Source organism: Niveispirillum irakense DSM 11586, assembly GCF_000429645.1.
GTDB classification, from domain to species: domain Bacteria; phylum Pseudomonadota; class Alphaproteobacteria; order Azospirillales; family Azospirillaceae; genus Niveispirillum; species Niveispirillum irakense.
In genome coordinates this window covers 502556-519887 of record NZ_KE386933.1, presented here as the reverse complement: position 1 = coordinate 519887, position 17332 = coordinate 502556, and the positions used below count along the sequence as shown (strand labels likewise).

At 64.6% G+C, this 17332-nt stretch carries 13 protein-coding genes; 9 read left to right on the top strand and 4 right to left on the bottom strand.

Annotated elements, in window-relative coordinates; genetic code table 11:
- The first annotated feature begins 178 nt into the window (after positions 1–178).
- From G473_RS29440 to G473_RS0116425, 5 genes are read left to right on the top strand one after another with little or no spacing between them, the layout of a single operon-like run.
- A complete protein-coding gene (locus G473_RS29440; protein WP_029014005.1) occupies positions 179–3337 on the top strand; it encodes a hypothetical protein in 3159 nt (1052 codons plus the stop codon).
- A complete protein-coding gene (locus G473_RS0116440) occupies positions 3334–4647 on the top strand; it encodes a HAMP domain-containing protein (RefSeq protein WP_029014004.1) in 1314 nt (437 codons plus the stop codon). The genes G473_RS29440 and G473_RS0116440 overlap by 4 nt, the downstream gene beginning before the upstream one ends.
- Positions 4644–5036 (top strand): cyclic nucleotide-binding domain-containing protein, encoded by a 393-nt coding sequence (locus G473_RS0116435; protein ID WP_029014003.1) that lies wholly within the window; start codon positions 4644–4646, stop codon positions 5034–5036. Before G473_RS0116440 ends, G473_RS0116435 begins: the two co-directional genes overlap by 4 nt.
- Complete coding sequence (locus tag G473_RS29435; protein WP_051330357.1) at positions 5033–6781, top strand: ATP-binding protein; 1749 nt, start codon at positions 5033–5035, stop codon at positions 6779–6781. The genes G473_RS0116435 and G473_RS29435 overlap by 4 nt, the downstream gene beginning before the upstream one ends.
- Positions 6781–7119: an STAS domain-containing protein gene (locus G473_RS0116425; protein WP_245580084.1), complete on the top strand. Its 339-nt coding sequence runs from the start codon at positions 6781–6783 to the stop codon at positions 7117–7119. Before G473_RS29435 ends, G473_RS0116425 begins: the two co-directional genes overlap by 1 nt.
- Before the next feature lie 64 nt (positions 7120–7183).
- Here the strand turns inward: G473_RS0116425 and G473_RS0116420 are convergent, their stop codons facing one another.
- Together G473_RS0116420 and G473_RS27350 are read right to left on the bottom strand one after the other, a co-directional pair.
- A complete protein-coding gene (locus G473_RS0116420) occupies positions 7184–7669 on the bottom strand; it encodes an Lrp/AsnC family transcriptional regulator (RefSeq protein WP_210163339.1) in 486 nt (161 codons plus the stop codon).
- A gap of 85 nt (positions 7670–7754) precedes the next feature.
- Positions 7755–8399 carry a YitT family protein gene (locus G473_RS27350; protein WP_035707541.1) on the bottom strand — a complete coding sequence of 215 codons (645 nt, stop codon included), beginning with the start codon at positions 8397–8399 and terminating at the stop codon, positions 7755–7757.
- A gap of 307 nt (positions 8400–8706) precedes the next feature.
- Here G473_RS27350 and G473_RS0116410 point away from each other — a divergent pair, with 307 nt between their 5' ends.
- The gene (locus G473_RS0116410; RefSeq protein WP_210163338.1) at positions 8707–10428 is read left to right on the top strand and encodes a M61 family metallopeptidase; all 1722 of its coding nucleotides are present in this window, start codon (positions 8707–8709) and stop codon (positions 10426–10428) included.
- Positions 10429–10434: 6 nt separating this feature from the next.
- Here the strand turns inward: G473_RS0116410 and G473_RS27345 are convergent, their stop codons facing one another.
- On the bottom strand, positions 10435–10803 hold the full coding sequence (locus G473_RS27345) for a helix-turn-helix domain-containing protein (protein WP_051330355.1): 369 nt from the start codon (positions 10801–10803) through the stop codon (positions 10435–10437).
- 93 nt (positions 10804–10896) lie between these two features.
- The gene (locus tag G473_RS0116400) at positions 10897–13383 is read right to left on the bottom strand and encodes an ATP-binding protein (RefSeq protein ID WP_029013999.1); all 2487 of its coding nucleotides are present in this window, start codon (positions 13381–13383) and stop codon (positions 10897–10899) included.
- Between the two features lie 187 nt (positions 13384–13570).
- On the opposite strand from G473_RS0116400, the gene G473_RS0116395 reads away from it, so the two are divergent.
- The 3 genes from G473_RS0116395 (at position 13571) to G473_RS0116385 (ending at position 17327) form a co-directional block, all read left to right on the top strand.
- Positions 13571–14398: an alpha/beta fold hydrolase gene (locus tag G473_RS0116395; RefSeq protein WP_029013998.1), complete on the top strand. Its 828-nt coding sequence runs from the start codon at positions 13571–13573 to the stop codon at positions 14396–14398.
- A gap of 65 nt (positions 14399–14463) precedes the next feature.
- Positions 14464–15819 carry an ATP-binding protein gene (locus G473_RS0116390; RefSeq protein ID WP_029013997.1) on the top strand — a complete coding sequence of 452 codons (1356 nt, stop codon included), beginning with the start codon at positions 14464–14466 and terminating at the stop codon, positions 15817–15819.
- A complete protein-coding gene (locus G473_RS0116385; RefSeq protein ID WP_029013996.1) occupies positions 15816–17327 on the top strand; it encodes a peptide ABC transporter substrate-binding protein in 1512 nt (503 codons plus the stop codon). The genes G473_RS0116390 and G473_RS0116385 overlap by 4 nt, the downstream gene beginning before the upstream one ends.
- The last annotated feature ends 5 nt before the right edge of the window (positions 17328–17332 follow it).

Here is a 17332-nt window from a genome sequence, read left to right as displayed (position 1 = left end):
CTGCCGGCTTCGCGACAGGTCCGAACTGGTATTAGCCATACCCACGTCTGTTTCCCCCTGAAAGAGGTGGGCATCATGCCGTAAAATCGGCACGCTTGCAAAATGACGATGGCGTGGTCATACGTCGTTGTACAACTGTCCTCCATCCGCAATCCTGCGGCTCCATGACCTAGGGCCCATGATCAACACGGTCCTGCGCGCATTGCGACTGGAACGGCGCGACCTGGCAAAGGTCATTCCGTTCGCCGCCCTTTCATTTCTGCTGCAGGCCGGCCTCAGCATCGGAATGAGTGCGGGCGATGCCCTGTTCCTGACAGCGGCCGGGGCCGCCAGCCTGCCCTATGTCTATATGGTGACAGCCGTTGCCATGCTGCTCTATACGCCGGCCATGGCCTATATATCCGGGCGGTTTGGCGCGGATGGGGCCTTGATGCTGGCCTTGGGCGTGCTGGTGGGCGGCGGGGTGCTGGCTTGGCTGGGGCTGACCAATGCCAGCCATTTGCCGCCGCTGCTGGCGGATGGCCTGTCTTATGCCGTGCGGATTTACGCGGCAGTCTGGTTCATCGGCCTCTATACGCTTTACTGGAATTTTATTGACGATTATTTCGATGTGCAGGACGGCAAGCGGCTGTTTGCGCTGTTAAGCGCGGGCGCCGCCATTGGCGGCATTGCCGGTGGCGGCGCCGTGACAATGCTGGCCGGCAGCTTATCCATCGCTTCCCTTTATCTGGTATGGGCCGGACTGGCGCTGATGACCCTGCCGCTGGTGCTGCTGATCCGGCAGCGCTGGGTGCGGTTGAGCGAAAGTGACGATCCGGGTGCCGAAGAAGAAGCCGCCGGTGGCACGCTGGCCACCATCCGGGAAGGGCTACGCCGGTCCCGCTACATCCCGATTGTGGTCGGCGTCTTTCTGCTGTCCCTGCTGCTGGGCAATATCAACGAGTTCCAATATCTGTCCGTCTTTGCCCAAGGGCGGGACGAACAGGAACTGGCACGGATGTTCGGTCAGCTTTACGGCACGGCCAGTGCGCTGACCTTGCTCATCAATCTTTTCATCTTCAACCGTCTGGTCCTGCGGCTGGGCGTGCGGTCGGTGGCCTTGATCGTTCCCGCCACCTATGTGTTGATCTTCACCTATTATTTCGGCGATTTCGGCCTGGGCCCGGCATTGCTGGGCTTCCTGCTGCTTCAGGGCATAGTGCCGGCCATTGATTTCAATAATTTCAACTTCCTGTTCAACGCCATCGACGAACGGTACCGCAAGCAGGTCCGCACCGTCGTGGAGGGGCTGTGCGAGCCGTTCGTCACCGCCTTTGCCGGTGTCATCCTGCTGCTTCTGCAAGACGACCTGAGCCCGGAACAGCTTTCCGCCGTCGGTATCCTGCTGGCGCTGGCGCTGATCCTGCTGGTCCTGGCGCTACGGAACGCCTATCGCCAGTCCATGGTCAATAATCTGCGCCGGGGCTGGCTGGATTTCGGCAATCCCCGGCGCGGCCTCAGCAATGACCAGGAATCACTGACCCTGCGCGCCCTGGCGCTGGACGCCGACAACCCTGAAGATGTCCGGATCGCCGCCCTGGACATGCTGATCCAGCCGGGCGCCTGGACATTGGCTGACCTGAAGGCCTTGCTGCATTTCATTGCCGTCGCCGGCCCCAGGGGACAGGTGGCAGCGCGACCGGTGCTGCGCCGCGCACTGGAGGACGGGGCCGGCCGCGCCGTGCTGCGCCTGGCAGATGACCCTACCCTGGCCCGGCTCTGGTCGCAGGCGGCCATGGTGGCGGAACTTGGCGTGCATAAATTGCTGGATCGCGGCCGGGTTGAAGCGCTGCGCGACCGGCTGATGGAACCCGATATGGCCGCCGCCGCCGTGATTGCCCTCTGGCACAGCAGCGACCCTGCCAATTGCAAGCTGGCGCTGGACCGGTTGACGGAACTGCGCCATGGCGACGAGGCGGAGAGACTGGCCGCTGTCCAGGCGCTGGGGCGGCTGGAGGAAGACAGGTTCGCCCACCTGATCGCCGATTTCCTGACCGACGCGGCCCCGGAGGTGCGCCATGGCGCCCTGGTCGCCTTGCAGGAAATGGGCGCCCTGAAGACGATGCACCTGACCGGTCATATCCTCAATGCCATCCGCCGGGCATCGCCGGAGGCCCGGTCGGTGGGGATTGAGGTGCTGGCGTCGACCAGGGACCCAGCCGTGCTGCTGCCTTTGCTGGAACTGGCCGATCTGCTGACCCCGTTCGAGCGCCGCGCGATGGAACAGGCGGCTGCCGGGTTGGGCACAGCGGCCATCCCGGTTCTGGTGCGGGTGTTGCGCGACCGGCATTATGGCTTTTCCAGCCGGGCCGTGGCTGCCCGCGCGCTGGCCCGGCTGTCGCCCGCCCAGTTCGCCGCCACGGCAGGCGGGCTGCCGGCGGCGGAACTGCGCCGGGCCTATGCCGCAGAACGGGACGGATCGCTGGTCCCGGAAATTGCCGGCTCCACCGGCAGCGCCATGCTGCGCCGGGTCTATCAGGACCAGCAGCGCGATGGGCTGGAATTTGCGTTGCTGCTGTTGACCCTGGGCGGCGGCCTGCCCAATTTCGAACTGCTGATGGCAACGTTGCAATCCAGCAATCCCAAGGCGCGCGGCAACGCGCTGGAGGCGCTGGAACAGGCCGCGGATTACGAGGTCTTCACCCTGATCCGGGGCTTGAGCGATGCGCAGGCCCAGGCCGCCCGTCTGGCAAATTACCACCGTCTGAAAGGGGCAAATAGGCCCGACAGCATCTTCCGGACCGCCCTGAACAGCGATGTCCCCCTGGAAGCAGCAGCCGCCGCCCAGGCCTTGTGGGATATGGAGCGGGAAAAGGCCCTGCCCGACCTGCGCAGCCGCCTGCGCCCCGGCCGGCACGATGTGGCCCAGCAGACAGTGCTGGACCTTTTGCATCTGGAAGCCAGCAATCAACGCCTGACACCCGTGGCGAAGCTGGCGGCACTGGCGCAGTGCGATCTTTTCCAGTCTTCGCCCTTGCGTGACCTGCTGATCATTGTCGGGGCCAGCGAACAATGCGAGATCGACGACACCTCCCTGTTCGAGCCCGGTGAACGGGCGGACAGCCTGTTCCTTCTATTGCGGGGCCACGCACGCGTAACGGCCCCGGACGGACAGGTAAGTGACCATGATACACCCAGCCTGATCGGCATGGAGGCACTGACTAGCGCCCGCTATGAAAGCGAGGCCTTCATGGCGGCGGGCGAGGTGCTGGTGATCCCCGCCCAGGCCATCCTTGAATCGGCAAAGGCTTATCCCCGGCTGGCCATCCGCCTGTTCCGGCACAGGGTGGCGGCATGAACCGGGGCGCACGCTTCAGCCTTCAGGGGCTTTTGCTGCTGGCCCTGGTGCCGGCGCTGGTCCTGACCACACTGGCCGTCGCCATCACCGCTTATGGAGAAATGCGCCGCAGCATCATCGCCGGCTTTGATGCCAAGCTGACCGCTGTCGGCACCGTTACCGCTGCCCTGATTGATCCGCAGGTGCATCGCGATCTTCTGGCCGCCATCCATGCCGGGGAACCGGGGGACGCGCTGGAACAGACGGAAGCCTTCCAGCAAGCGGTCGCCCCGCTGCGCCGGATCAAACAGCAACTGGCATTAACCTACCTTTATACCCAGGCCCCAATGGGCGGGCTGGATATCGTTTACGTGCTGGATGCCAATACGGACGACAACCATTCCCCGCCAGGCACCATGGACAGCCTGCCGGAAAGCGATGCCCGTAATATCCTGTCTGTCCTGGATACCGGTCAGCCCTACATCACCGATATCCAGCAATGGGAGCAATGGGGCCTGATCAAGACAGCTTTTGTGCCTTTGCCCCGGCAGGGCCGACGGGCCGAGGCCATGGCCGGGGCCGACGTGGATATCTCTGCGATCAATCGAAAATTGCGGGTGGCCCTTGTCAGCGCCGGACTGATCGGCGCGGCTTCCCTGCTGCTGGCTGTGGGGATCGCGGTACTGGCCGCGCGGCGCATCGCCGGCCCCCTGGCTGGTATGAAGCTGGCTGGCTTCCGTCTGGCGGCGGGGGAAACATCCGTCAGCGTGCCGCCACGCGGGGCGCGCGAACTGGCTGATCTGGCCCATGCTTTCAACAATATGCGCGAAACCGTGCGGCAGGAGATGGCGCGGACGGAGGCCGCCGATCACCGGACAGAGTGGGAACGGCGTACAAGCGGCCTGCTGCGCCTGCTGAATGGCCGGCCCGGCGGTGGCACACCGCTGGTCACGCTCAGCCACCCCTCGCTGGATGGGGCCGTCCCGCTGGGCAAAGGCGGGGTGATTGCCTGGATCGCCATGGCGGAAGCCGATCCGCTGCGCGCCCGCATCCGCGCCCTGCAAGTGACCCATCTGGCCGCCACCAGCCCGCCCCTGCCCAGGCTGGCCCTGCAACGGACAGCGCCGCTGCTGGGGCACGGGTTGCTGGCCCTGTTCGCCCTGGATGGCACAAGCCTGACATTGCGCAATACCATCACGCTTGCGCTGCCGGATGGCACCCGGATGGCGCCGGGTGAACATCACCTGACGCTGCCACCCGGCCAGTCCCTGTGCCTGACGGGTGAAGGACGCAGCATGGTCTTCCGGCCACAGGCGGAGTTGTCGGCATGAGCGCGATTGACCGGCTGTTCCAGCTTCGCATGACACCACCCTTCGACCGGCTGCGCAGCGACGAGCTGGCCGTGATCGCCGACATCTCCCGCGAGATGTCCTGGCGACCGGGGGAGACCATCGCCACCCCGGAAGACGAACTGCGCCATCTGCTGATCATACGTGAAGGGGCGGTGATCATGGCGGGCCAGCGGCTGCCGCCGGTGATCGGGGCCGCCGCGCTGCTGTTTGAACGGGGTGTACCCGCACCCCTGCTGGCTGATCCGGTGCAGGGTGCCGCCGGGCTCGCCATCGCGCGCGGGCATTTCTTCACCATAATCAATGAATGCCCGGGGCTGCTGGTGGCCTTTTTCGACACGGCCGGTGATCTGGTGAGTACGCAGCCATGATCCTGTCGCTCCGCACCCGCATCATCCTTCTGTTTGTCCCGCTGCTGCTGGTCCTGTCCGGCCTGGGTGCCGGGCTGGTCCTGCTGGGCCACCGAACCGAGGCTATATGGGGCCTGAACGAACAGGCGCGCGCTGCCGCCGTGGCACTGGCGGAACTGGTGCCATCCAGCAGCAACCCACCGGAAGCAACACTGGCCGATATTGCGGCACGCAATGAGATTGTCGGACTGCGTCTGTTTGATGCGGCCGGCGGGCAAACGCTGTCCATCGGCACATCCATAACCCCATCCCCGCCAAGCGCCCCCACGACGGTGGGCATAAGTCTGCCCGATGATCTCACGGTAGACACGGTGGCCACGGCCATCGCACCGCTTGCCGATGGCGGCTGGCTGGTGCTGGAGCTTTCCACCGCGCGGCAGGGAGCAGAAGAACAACGGCTGCACATGGTTGCAGCCGGACTTCTGGCCGCAGGCGCCCTGCTGGGGCTGGTGGCGGCACTGCTGGTGGCCGGTCGCATCGCTGGGCGCCTGCGGGCGCTGAAGCGCCGTATGGGCCTGATGTCCAGCGACCGGCTGGACAGCGACCCGGACCTGACCGGCATCACGGAGATCGAGGATCTGGACGATGCGCTGCGCACCATGCACAGCGTGCTGCGGGCCCGCCGCGCCCGGTCAGAACGGCTATGCATAGAAAATGAACAGTTCCGCACCGTGCATGACCTTGTGGGCACATTGGTAGAGGCAACCCAGCCCGATATCGACACCTTCTGCGGCGGGCGGCGCCTGATCGTGCAGCGGGTGGGTGGGGATGCCGGCCAGATCCTGCGTCTGGTGCGCCAGCCCGGCCGCAGCCATCTTCTGCTGGGCAGCGTGCAACTGGCCGATCCGCTGGACCGCGCGATCCGCGCCGGTGCCATCGGCGACCTTCTGGCCGCACGGTTGGCCGAAGGCTCCCCGCCGGCCCAGGTCTTGGCAGAGATGGCCAGCAGCATGACCGGGGAGCGGCTGCTTGTCGTCAGTTGGGATCATGACAGCGCAGCAACCAGCCTGGTGGAACTGCGCGCTGGCAAGATTCAGGAGAATATCCCAGCGGATGAGGCTATTCTTTCCGTCGGCCTGCTGACCGGCGGCGGCGAAAGACTGCTGCACCAATATATGGAACGGTTCGTCGATGTGGCGCTGGAAGCGCGGGCTGCCGATCTCTCAACCATCCTTCAACGGCGTTGTGTCGGCGTCTATGCGTTGATCACCAACCCCGCCTCCACCACCGCCCTGAACCGGAGACCTGTTGGAATGGACGAACTCGCCCGCCTCGACATGGTGCTGGACAGCCGGGTGGAGGAAATCCCCCGGCTGGCTGACGCGGTGGAGGCCTTCTGCGACCATAACGCCATCCCACCCCGCCCGACCTTCCAGTTCAATCTCTGTTTCGATGAGTTGCTGACCAATGTCATCCAGCATGGTCTGGACGGGGCCGCCGGGCGGGAGATCAAGGTATCCCTGGTGCTGAGCGATATCATGCTCCAGGCCGAGATCGTGGATGACGGCCCTCCCTTCGATCCGCTGGCCCGCCCGCCGGTCGATATCGATGCCGATCTTGAGGAGCGGGAGATTGGCGGGCTGGGCGTGCATATGGTCCGGACGATGATGGACATGGTGTCCTATCGCCGGCAGGACGATCACAATCATTTCCGTTTCGGCCAGCGCGTGGCCGGCTGGAAAAACGACGCAACAGGGAACGAGTGATGGCGATGGATATTGCATTGGAACAGGTCGGCAGCACCAATCTGGTCGGCCTGAATGGCCGGCTGGACGGCACGACCAGCGTCGCCCTTGACGCCCCCCTGACAGCCGCCATCGCTGGCGCGCCGGCCACGATCATTGATATGGGCGGGCTGGATTATGTCAGCAGCGCGGGCTTGCGCATCCTGCTGAAAGCGGCAAAACAGGCCAAGGCCCGGCAGGTGAAGCTGGTGCTGTGCGCCCTGCATCCCAATGTGCGCGAAGTGTTCGATATCAGCGGCTTCTCCACCATCTTCGCCATCCAGCCCGACCGTGCCGCAGCTCTCGCCACTTTGGGCTGAGCCCTGGCTGATTTCCGATGGCGACGAACCGGCCCGGCGGGGAGAACCCGGCGGGCCGCTCGCCTTATAAAGCGCGGCTGCCCCGCAGCGGCAGGGCCGTGGTATATTTCAGTTCCTTCAGCGTCACGGTGGATTGCACATCCACCACGCCCGGCAGCTTCAGCACCACGTTGAAGATGAAATCCTGATACCAGGACATGGAAAGCGCATCGATCTTCAGCATGATGTCCATCTCGCCGAAGATCGTGTAGCACTCCAATATCTGCGGGGTCAGTTCGATGGTGCGGATGAATTGGGAACGCTGTTCCTCGCTCAGGGTCGCCATCTTGATGACAGCGAAGATCACCATGCTGGGCCCCAGCTTTTCCCGGTCCAGCAGGGCCACCTGCCCCTTGATATAACCTTCTTCCTTCAATCGCTGCAGGCGCCGCCAGCAGGGCGATTGCGACAGCCCCACCTTGTCCGCCAGTTCGCTGGTGGAGAGCGAGGCGTCCTTTTGCAATTGTTCCAGAATACGGATGTCGCTTGGGGTTAGTTCTTCTGACATCATACCTCCGTGTTCAGGGGTACGCTAACCCTTATTATCCGGCATCGGCAATAGATTTAATGCCGCGCAGACATGGTTTCCGGTTCATTTATGCCGCCTGGGGCCGATCTGAAGATAATTGAGCCTGATCGGCGCTGCGGGCGACATAACGGTCGGGCCGATGGTTCAAAGCGATGATCATATTGGCAATGACGGCCCCCAGAACGGAGAGGGCGAGGTTGTCCAGCGGCAGCACGAAGAAGGCGCCCAGCAGGATGAGCCCATCCCAGGCCAGTTGCACATAGCCTGCCCGGATGCCGAACCGTTCCTGCAAGAACAGGCCCAGAATGTTGATCCCACCCAACCCGATCCGGTGGCGAAACAGGATCAACAGGCCCGTGCCGATCAAGCCGCCACCAATCAGGGCGGCGTAAAGCGGGTGGATATTGGCAAATGCGACCCATTGCGAGGTCAGGCGGGTCAGGGCCGATACCAGACAAACCGCGATGAAAGTGCGCACCGTGAAGCGCCAGCCCATCCGTTTCCAGGCCAGCACATAGAAGGGCAGGTTCAGCACGAAGAACAGCAGCCAGAAACCAGCCCCCGTCACATATTGCAGCAGCAGTGCCAGCCCCGCCATGCTGCCCACCAGCAACAGGGACTGGGAATAGATCATGGTGCCAAAGGAGACGAGCAGCGTGCCCAGCGCCAGCGCAAAAACATCCTCGTAAAGCCGGTGATGGATGCGGATCATGATCGGTCAGGCCCCTCTCGCTATATAGGGCCGATCATAAGACTCCCGCACCGCAATATCCTGCCTAAGACACAGGAAAACAGGCATCTTCACGCGATCTTTTACAGTTGGCATGCCATTTCATGACATTTTTATGCTGCATCGCAAAATCCGGGGATCGAGGGTAGTTGCCCACAGATGTCAGGAATTTCTATGCGCGCGACCAGCCGCTGGGGGATGGATATTTCAAAACCCCGCCCTGGCGGCCATTGCCGCCACCGGGCCCTGTTGGCGACCATAAGGGCGCATGATCCATACCAAGGGGAAGATGATGTCTGCTGTTCTGCGGCGAAGCCTGCTGATCACCACCCTGGCATTGCCGATGCTGGCAGCCATGCCGGCAGCCTGGGCCCAGACGGCCGGACCCGCCCTCTCCCTGGTATTGAAGCCAGCGTCAGCGGAGGCAACGAGCCTTGTCCCGTATGTCGATGTGGAAATCACCCTGACGGACATGCAGACGCCGGCGGGCGAAGGGCTGCTGCGCCTGCCCACGGTCGCCAGCAATGTCGTGACCGTGGCCGATGCCATCACCGGCCTGACCGCCACAGACAGCCAGGGCCCCCTCTCCCTGACCAGTCATGACGAACCGGAACAGGGCCTGACCGCCTATCGCATCTGGCACGCGGACCGGGCTGTGTCCGGCACCGTGACGGTGCGCTATCGTGCCCCCATTACCAACGCGCCCTTGGTACGCGGGGCGGCCCCGCCTTATAATCTGCGCAGCGAGACGGGTGGCTTTTCCGCCGCCGGCAATAATTTCGTGATCCTGCCCGCCGACAGCAGCCGTCCTTATGATATCAGCCTGCGCTGGGACCTGTCGGCACAGCCGCAAGGGGCGGTGGGCCTGTCCAGCCTGGGCATCGGCAATGCCAACCTGACAGATCAACCGGCAGAACGGCTGAGCGACACCTATTACATGGCGGGCACGGTCGGGCTTTATCCGGCCGATGGACAGTCCAAAGGCTATTTTGGCAGTTGGCAGGGCAACCCGCCTTTTGATGGCGGGGGGCTGCTGGCCTGGGGTGACACGCTGCACGCCTTCTATTCCCGCTTCTTCGGTGACAGCACGCCCGGCGCTTACGGCGTGTTCATGCGGCCCAACCCGGTCAATCCCGGCGGCGGGGTAGAGTTGACCAATTCCTTCGCGCTCACCTTCGATGACAAGACCGACCTGGATGATCTGAAAATCACGCTTGCGCATGAGATGCTGCACACCTGGGTCAATTCCCTGGATGAACCCAAGGGACTGCTCTCTTCCTGGTTCGGGGAGGGGCTGGCCGTGTTCTACCAGCGCGCCCTACCGCTGCGCGCCGGGATGATCGACGAAGACCAGTTCCTGAAGGATCTGAATTTTCATGCCGGGCGCTACTACACCAACGCGCTGGCCAATACGCCCAATGACGAGATCCCCAGCCGCTTCTGGGCGGATACGCGGGTGCGCGTGCTGCCCTATGACCGCGCTTCGCTCTATTTCGCCCATGTCGATTGGCAATTGCGCCAGCAAAGCAAGGGCAAGCGGTCGCTGGACGATCTGGTCCATCTGCTGCTGGCCCGGCGCAAAGCCGGGGAAAAGCTGGTCCAGGCGGATTGGGAAAGCCTGATCACGAAGGAACTGGGCACCCAGGGCTTGACCGAATTCCAGGCCATGATGAAGGGCGCTCTGGTCCTGCCTGCATCAGATGCGTTCGGGCCGCAGTTCCAGCGCACGACGAAGCGCCTGCGCCGCTATGAACTGGGTTTCGACCCCACCAGCCTGACCCGTAACCCCCGCATGGTCAGTGGCGTGATCCCCGGTTCTGCCGCGGACCGCGCGGGCTTGCGCGATGGCGACCAGATCATGAAGCCGGTCGGCCAGGACGGGTTGCAGGGGCAGCAGGAAGGCTGGCTGGTGCTGGATATCAAGCGGGGGGAAGAACGGCTGGAAATCCGCTATCAGCCGCGCGGGGAAGAGGTGGATGCCTGGCAATGGGAACGCGCACCCGCCCGATAGATCGGGCTATGAACGGGCACGGCGCCAACGGCCGGGGGTGGTGCCCGTCACCCGCTCAAACACGCGGGTCAGGTGGCTTTGGTCGGCAAAGCCACATTCCTGCGCAACCGTGGAAATGGTGACATCCAGGGCCAGCAGCAGACCCTTGGCCCGCTCCACCCGCCTCTCCATCAACCATTGGTGCGGCGGCTTGCCCGTCGTCTGCTTGAAGGCGCGGGAGAAATGGCCGGGGGAAACGCCGCAGGCCTGCGCCAGATCGGCAATGGCGGGCACACTGACGGGGTTTGCGTCCATCGTCGCCAGAACCCGCTTTATCTGCCAGGGCGCCAGCCCGCCACGCAGGGCCGGTTCGCAAGCGTCATGCCGATATGCCATGGGAAGACCGTTCCGGGAAATCAGGGAAGACACCCCGATCCTAGAATCCCCAGGCCCGCCCTTGCGCGGGCGCAGCAACCGGCTTTAGAACTTTTAACCCGAGACAGGCGCGGCGGCCTGGCCCATTTCCAGCAGCAGGACCAGCCGCTCCAGCGCTTCTTCCTGTGTCAGCACGGGCACGCCGGCATGGTCAGTGCCCAAGGCGGCGACCAGACGCTGATGCACCATCTTTTCCGGGCCTGTCCGGTCGCGATGGTCACGAATAAGATGCTCCTCGCCCAGCATCATCAACTGCCTTGCAAAAACCATCTCGCCTGACCGGGCCGCGATCAGGGCTCCGCGCTCGAAGGTCCAGGCAAAGGCATGGGTATATTGATGGCGGATCAATACCCGCAACGCCTGAAGGGCATGGGGCACCGCTTCTTCCAGCCGGTCATTTAACAGCAGATAGCTTGCAAGGTTGGCGGAAAGGGTCTGGCGCAGGGCCGGCTGCAGGCCCGCCATATCCTTAATGGCCTCCTGTGCCATCGCGATGGCCCGATCGGTGAAGCCATTGGTGAACTCGGCATCGGCATAACGCAACAAGGTCAGGTTTCCCTGCAGCCCAATACGCCCGGCAATCTCCAGCGACTGGTCAAAGCTGCGGCGCGCGGTTTCCATGTCGCCATCACACCCCGCCGCCCACCCAATCAGGGACAGGACCGCCGACTGATCGTTATAACTGCCGGCGGCTTCAGCAACCGCAGCCGCCCGTGCCCATAAGATCTGCGTCTGTGCGGGGTCGCCCGTGTAACGTAAAACCCATCCGGCATTAACCAATCCTCTGGCCAGCCAATATGCCGGATAATCCCGCCCACTCTCCAAGGCCGCAACAGCATCCCAAAGCTCATCACGGGCATAATCCCGCCGATAGGCGTGATACGGCAGCCGGATCGGGACCCCTTCCCCATGCAGGGCGAGCCCCAGCATCGCGCGCAGGACCGGTGGCGTCGTGGCATCGCACGCCAGCCAAGCCTGGGTCAGATATCTGGCGCTCTCCGCATAAAGCCCCTCCCGGTTAAAGGGCTGCAGCACATCGGGAACCAAAGCCTGACCGGCCAGGATGTCCCCGCCGCCAAGCGCCCAGTCCAGCGCGGTACGAAGATCCGCAAAATCGGATTCCAATCCGGCTTTTGACAATCCAAGGCGCTGAGACTGCCAATAGTAACTCTGCGCGTCATGGCCCACCCGGCGCACCAGCCGCGCATGCAGCCCCTCACGCCGCAGCAGGTCCGGGTCGCGGGCCACCACATATTGGCGGATCGTTTCCAGCATGCGCAGGCCAGGATTTTGTGTCTGCACCGGCCCCGCCACCAGCGACCGCGCCACCAGATTGGCCACCAGCGCCGGGATGATAGGGGGGGACAGGGGCGCTTCGCCGCAAACTTCCATCGCCGCCGGGAGCTGCCACGTTCCGGCAAAGATCGCCAGACGGGAGAGCAGCAGCTTCTCCTCCCCGGACAGGAGATCGAAACTCCAGTCCAGCATATGGGCCAGGCTGTCATGACGATAGGCGTCACCCAAAGGCAGGGGCAGATGCAGCCGGTCGGCCAGCGCCTGGGCCACATCCGCCACTGAACAATCCCGAAGCCTTGCTGCCAGCAGCACCAGGGCCAGCGGCAACCCATCCAACTGTCGGCACAGCCGGGCCAGGGCGGGCATCTCCGCATCCGCCAGGGCGGGCCAGCCAGCCCGCTGATGGTTGCGCAGCACCAGTGCCACCGCCGCGAAGGTACGGATCACCGCCGGCGACGCCTCATCCTCCGGCGGGACGGACAGGGGACAGAGATGCAGCAACTGTTCACCGCTGATATTCAGCGGTTCACGGCTGGTCAGCAGCAGCCGCAAATCCGGGCAGGTGCCCAGCAGGCTGTCGGCGAACTCCCCCACCTCGTCCAGCAGATGCTCGGCATTGTCCAGCACCAGCAGGGCCGGCTGGTCGGCCAGCGCTTTCTGAATGGCGCCGATCATATCCGTGGTCAGCACCGGGATGGACAAGGCCGCCGCCGTGACCACCGGCACCAGTCCCGGCTGCCGCACAGGCGCCAGTTCCACATGAACGACACGCAGCCCCTCGCACCGGTCCGCTGCGGCACGGGCCAGACAGGTCTTACCGACACCACCAGGACCGATGATCGTCACCAGCCGGGACCGCCCCAGCAGGTCCTGCAGACGGGCCAGTTCCTCCTCGCGACCGACCAGCACCTCTTCAGCCAGGACCGACGAACCCGGCCCAGCAATGCCCGCCGGGGTCAAGGGCAGCGTCAGCCGATAACCCACACCCGGCACATTCTCCACCGCATCGTCGCCCAGCGCCCGCCGCAATGTACGAATCTGAACCCGTAGATTGCCGGCACTGACCGTCACGCCCGGCCAGACACGGGCCGTTAAATCATCGGCGGGAACGGGCAGCCCCTCCCCGCCGGCCAGGGCCAGCAGCAGATCGAAGGCACGATCACCCAAGGCAACAGGCTCCCCATTCCGCAGCAGGCGCCGACGGACAGTGTCCAGCATATAGCGATCGGTCGTTGCGATATTCATAAAGACGCAAGGGGGCATCGGGGAAGGCCAAGGGACCATGCCTGGACTTTGTACATAGGGCACGGATTTTATTTCTTTTAACACCCCCGATCCGTTTTTCCGCTGAATAGTTCCATCGGCCGATCCCGCTGGAGCCATCCCGGCGCCAGCGCCGGCCCAGCAGCCAGCACGAAAGCGGAGAACATCCATGGGCACGATCATCACGGATGACGGCACGCAGATTTATTACAAGGATTGGGGCAGCGGACGGCCCGTGGTGTTCAGCCATGGCTGGCCGTTGAACGCGGATAGCTGGGAAGCCCAGATGTTCCATCTGGCCTCCAACGGGCTACGCGCCATCGCCCATGACCGGCGCGGCCATGGCCGGTCCAGCCAGCCCTGGCACGGCCATGACATGGACACTTATGCCGACGATCTGGCCCAGTTGATGGAAACGCTGGACCTGCGCGATGCGGTGCTGGTCGGCTTTTCCACTGGCGGCGGCGAGGTGACCCGCTATGTCGCACGCCATGGCAAGGCCCGTGTCGCCAAGATCGCCTTGGTCGGCGCGGTTCCGCCGCTGATGCTGAAGACGGATGCCAATCCGGGCGGCCTGCCGATGGAGGTCTTTGACGGATTGCGCGCGGCCAGCCTGGCCGACCGGTCCAAGCTGTACCAGGATATCGCGTCCGGCCCATTCTTCGGCTTCAACAAGCCCGACGCCACCCCGTCGCAAGGGATGATCGACAGTTTCTGGGCGCAAGGCATGCAGGCCAGCCACAAGGCCACCTATGACTGCATCAAGGCCTTCTCGGAAACCGACTTCACCGAGGATCTGAAGTCGTTCGACGGCCTGCCCACCCTGGTCATCCATGGCGATGCCGATCAGGTGGTGCCGATCGACGCCGCCGGCCGCGCCGTGGCCCGGCTGGTCCCCCATGCGGAGTTGAAGGTTTATGAAGGCGGGCCGCATGGCGTGACGGATACCCATAAAGAACGGCTGAATGCCGACCTGCTGGCCTTCGCAACCAGTTAAGGATAGATTGGCGGTTCCTGTCTCTATCAGGACAGGAACCGTCGTCTGCGGGGGAAGGGGGCGACATGCAACCGGAAACGGATCGTGGAACCGACAAACCGGCCCCGGCGGATATGCCGGTGGGGGCCTATCGCTTTGACCGGGCCAGCGGAAGGCTGACCTGTCGGGCTGGTGCTGCCATACCGCTGGGACGCCGGGCGACCACCCTTCTGTCCATCCTGGCCGACCATGTCGGGCAGGAGGTGTCCTCTTCATATCTGCTGGACCGGGTATGGCCGGGCCAGATTGTGGATCCCGCCAATGTGGCGGTGCAGATTTCCGGCCTGCGCGCCGCCATCGGCGACAGTGACGGATCGGTGATCCTGACCGTCCATGGCCGTGGGTACCGGCTGGCGGTGCCAAACCAGCCCCACGCGATCGGCAATATCCCCCACACGCTGGCCCCCCTGTCCGGGCGCGAGGTGGAACTGGCCAATGTGCTGAAGCTGATGCGGCGGGACCGGCTGCTGGTCATCACCGGCCTGTCCGGCACGGGCAAAACCCGGCTGGCCCTGGCCGCCGCCCGCGCACTGGCCCCGGATTTCCCCGATGGTCAATGGCTGGTGGGGCTGAATGGCGTGCCCGCCCCCGCCGCCGATATGCTGGCAGCCCGGATCGCCGCCCCCCTTGGTCTGAATATCCAGGGCGCCTTGGTGGCAACCCTGCTGGCCGCCATCGGCCAGCGCCAGTGTCTGCTGGTGCTGGACGGGGCAGAATTGCTGGGCGACGGGGCACTGGACCTTGTGCTGCGGATCATGGAAAGCTGCCCGCAGGCCGGCATCCTGATCACGTCCCATGTCGCCCATCGCCGGCTGCGACCCTACTGCGTGCGCCTTTCCCCCCTGGGGATGCCCGGCGTGGAGGATGATCGGACACCTGCCGCCGCCACCTCCCTGTTCCTGGAGGCGGCCAGCGCCGCCGGTCTGGATTTCCATGGCGATCAAGCCGCCGCCCCCACGATTGCCCGCATCTGCCGCCATCTGGGCGGCGTCCCGCTGGGGGTGGAGATTGCGGCCCGCGCCACCAGCCTGCTGGGGCTGGATGCTACCGCCAGTGCCAGCCGGGACCCCATGCATGCCCTGCCCGGCATGCGCCGCCCCGGCCCGTCACGCCACCATTCCGTGAGCGCGGCCATGGGCTGGGCTTTCAATTTGCTGACCCCTTCGGAACGTCAGGCCCTGCGGGCACTGGCCGATCAGCCGGGTGATTTCGCCATGCCGGAGGCGGAAAAGCTGCTGGCCGACCAGGGCCAGCCGTCCCGCCCAGCGGGATGGCTGGGCAGCCTGCATGAAAAATCCATGCTGGAGCGCAGTGCCGGCGACCGTTTCACCCTTAACCCGTTGGTGCGGGCCTGCGCCCAGAACATGCCGCGCCCTTCATGATCCCCACCAAGGCTGTCCTGGTCGGCGCCCTCGCCCTGTTCCTGGCTACCCTGCTGCCCCAATGCGCCCAGGCGGAGACCTTGCGCATCGGTATCGGGCCGGAACTGGAGACGCTGGACCCCCATCGGGGTCTGGCCTTGGGGACGGGGCGCGTTTTGCAGGAACTGTGTGAAGGGCTGCTGACCCGAGACAGCGCCGGCCGTACCGTTCCCGGCACGGCAACGGGCTGGGACATATCGGCGGACGGGCGGGAATGGCGCTTCCACCTGCGCCCCGATGCACGCTGGTGGAACGGGGATGCGGTCACCGCGGATGATTTCGTTCAGGCCTGGCGCCGCGCCGTTGATCCGGCCACCCGGTCCGGCATTGCCGATCTGCTGGATGCCGTAGAAAATGCCCCGGCCATCCGGCGCGGGGAACTGCCGTCCGACCGGCTGGGGGTTGAGGCCCTGGATGCCCACAATCTGCTGGTAAGATTATCCCGGCCCATGGTCGATTTCGACATGGTGCTGGCCCATCGCGTCACCTTGCCCGTCCATGGGCCGACGCTGCAGGCCGCCGGCACCGGCTTTGGCACGGCCCGCGCCTTCATGTGCAACGGTCCCTACCGGCTGGCCGATCACCGGTTACAGGAAAGCTATCGGCTGATCCGCGCCGACCATTACCATGGTCGCGATCAGGTGCTGGTGGAAAGCATCGATCTGGTGGTGTCGGAAAACCCGGATATGGAGATGAACCTGTTCCGTGCCGGACAATTGCATGTCACCAGCACCATGCCCGGCGCCATGGTCGACTGGGCGCGCGGCCATATGCCGGACAGCCTGCATATCCACCCCTGGACCGCGCTGAACTATCTGCGGGTCAACCTGAACGGGCCCGCCTGGCGGGACAATCCGGCCTTTTTGACAGCGCTAGCCCTGGCGATTGATCGTGAGCAGATCGCCGCGACCAGCCAGGGCCGCCTCAGCCCCGCCTATGGTCTGGTGCCGCTGGGCCTGTGGCAGACGCAAATGCCGCCTGCCCCCGTGCCGGAACCGCAGATGCGTCTGGCAGCCGCCCGCGCCGCCCTGGCCCAGGCCGGCTATGGCGAGGGGAAAACCCCGCCGCCGGTAGAGTTGATCTATGCGGGGATCGAAGCGGTACGCCGCCGCGCGGTGTCCATCGCCGCGCAATGGAAACAGGTGCTGGGCGTGGAAACGATCCTGGTCGCCCAGGAACCGCGCATAATCACCCGGCGAGAGGCCGATGGCGACTATCCGGGCTTCATCTTCGCAGGCTGGGTCTCCTACGCCCCCTCATACGCGATCAGCCCATTCCTGCCGCCCGGCGCCGAGACATCGACAACTGAACAGGGCTTGCGCGCGCAGGAGCGGGCGATCCTGGAGAGCCACCATGTGCTGCCGCTGCTGTTCAGCAGTTCCCAGCGCATGGTTTCTCCCCGCGTCCAGGGCTGGCAGGACAATGTCTATGACATCCACCCCATCAGCCGCCTGTCCCTGACGCCCTGACCGCC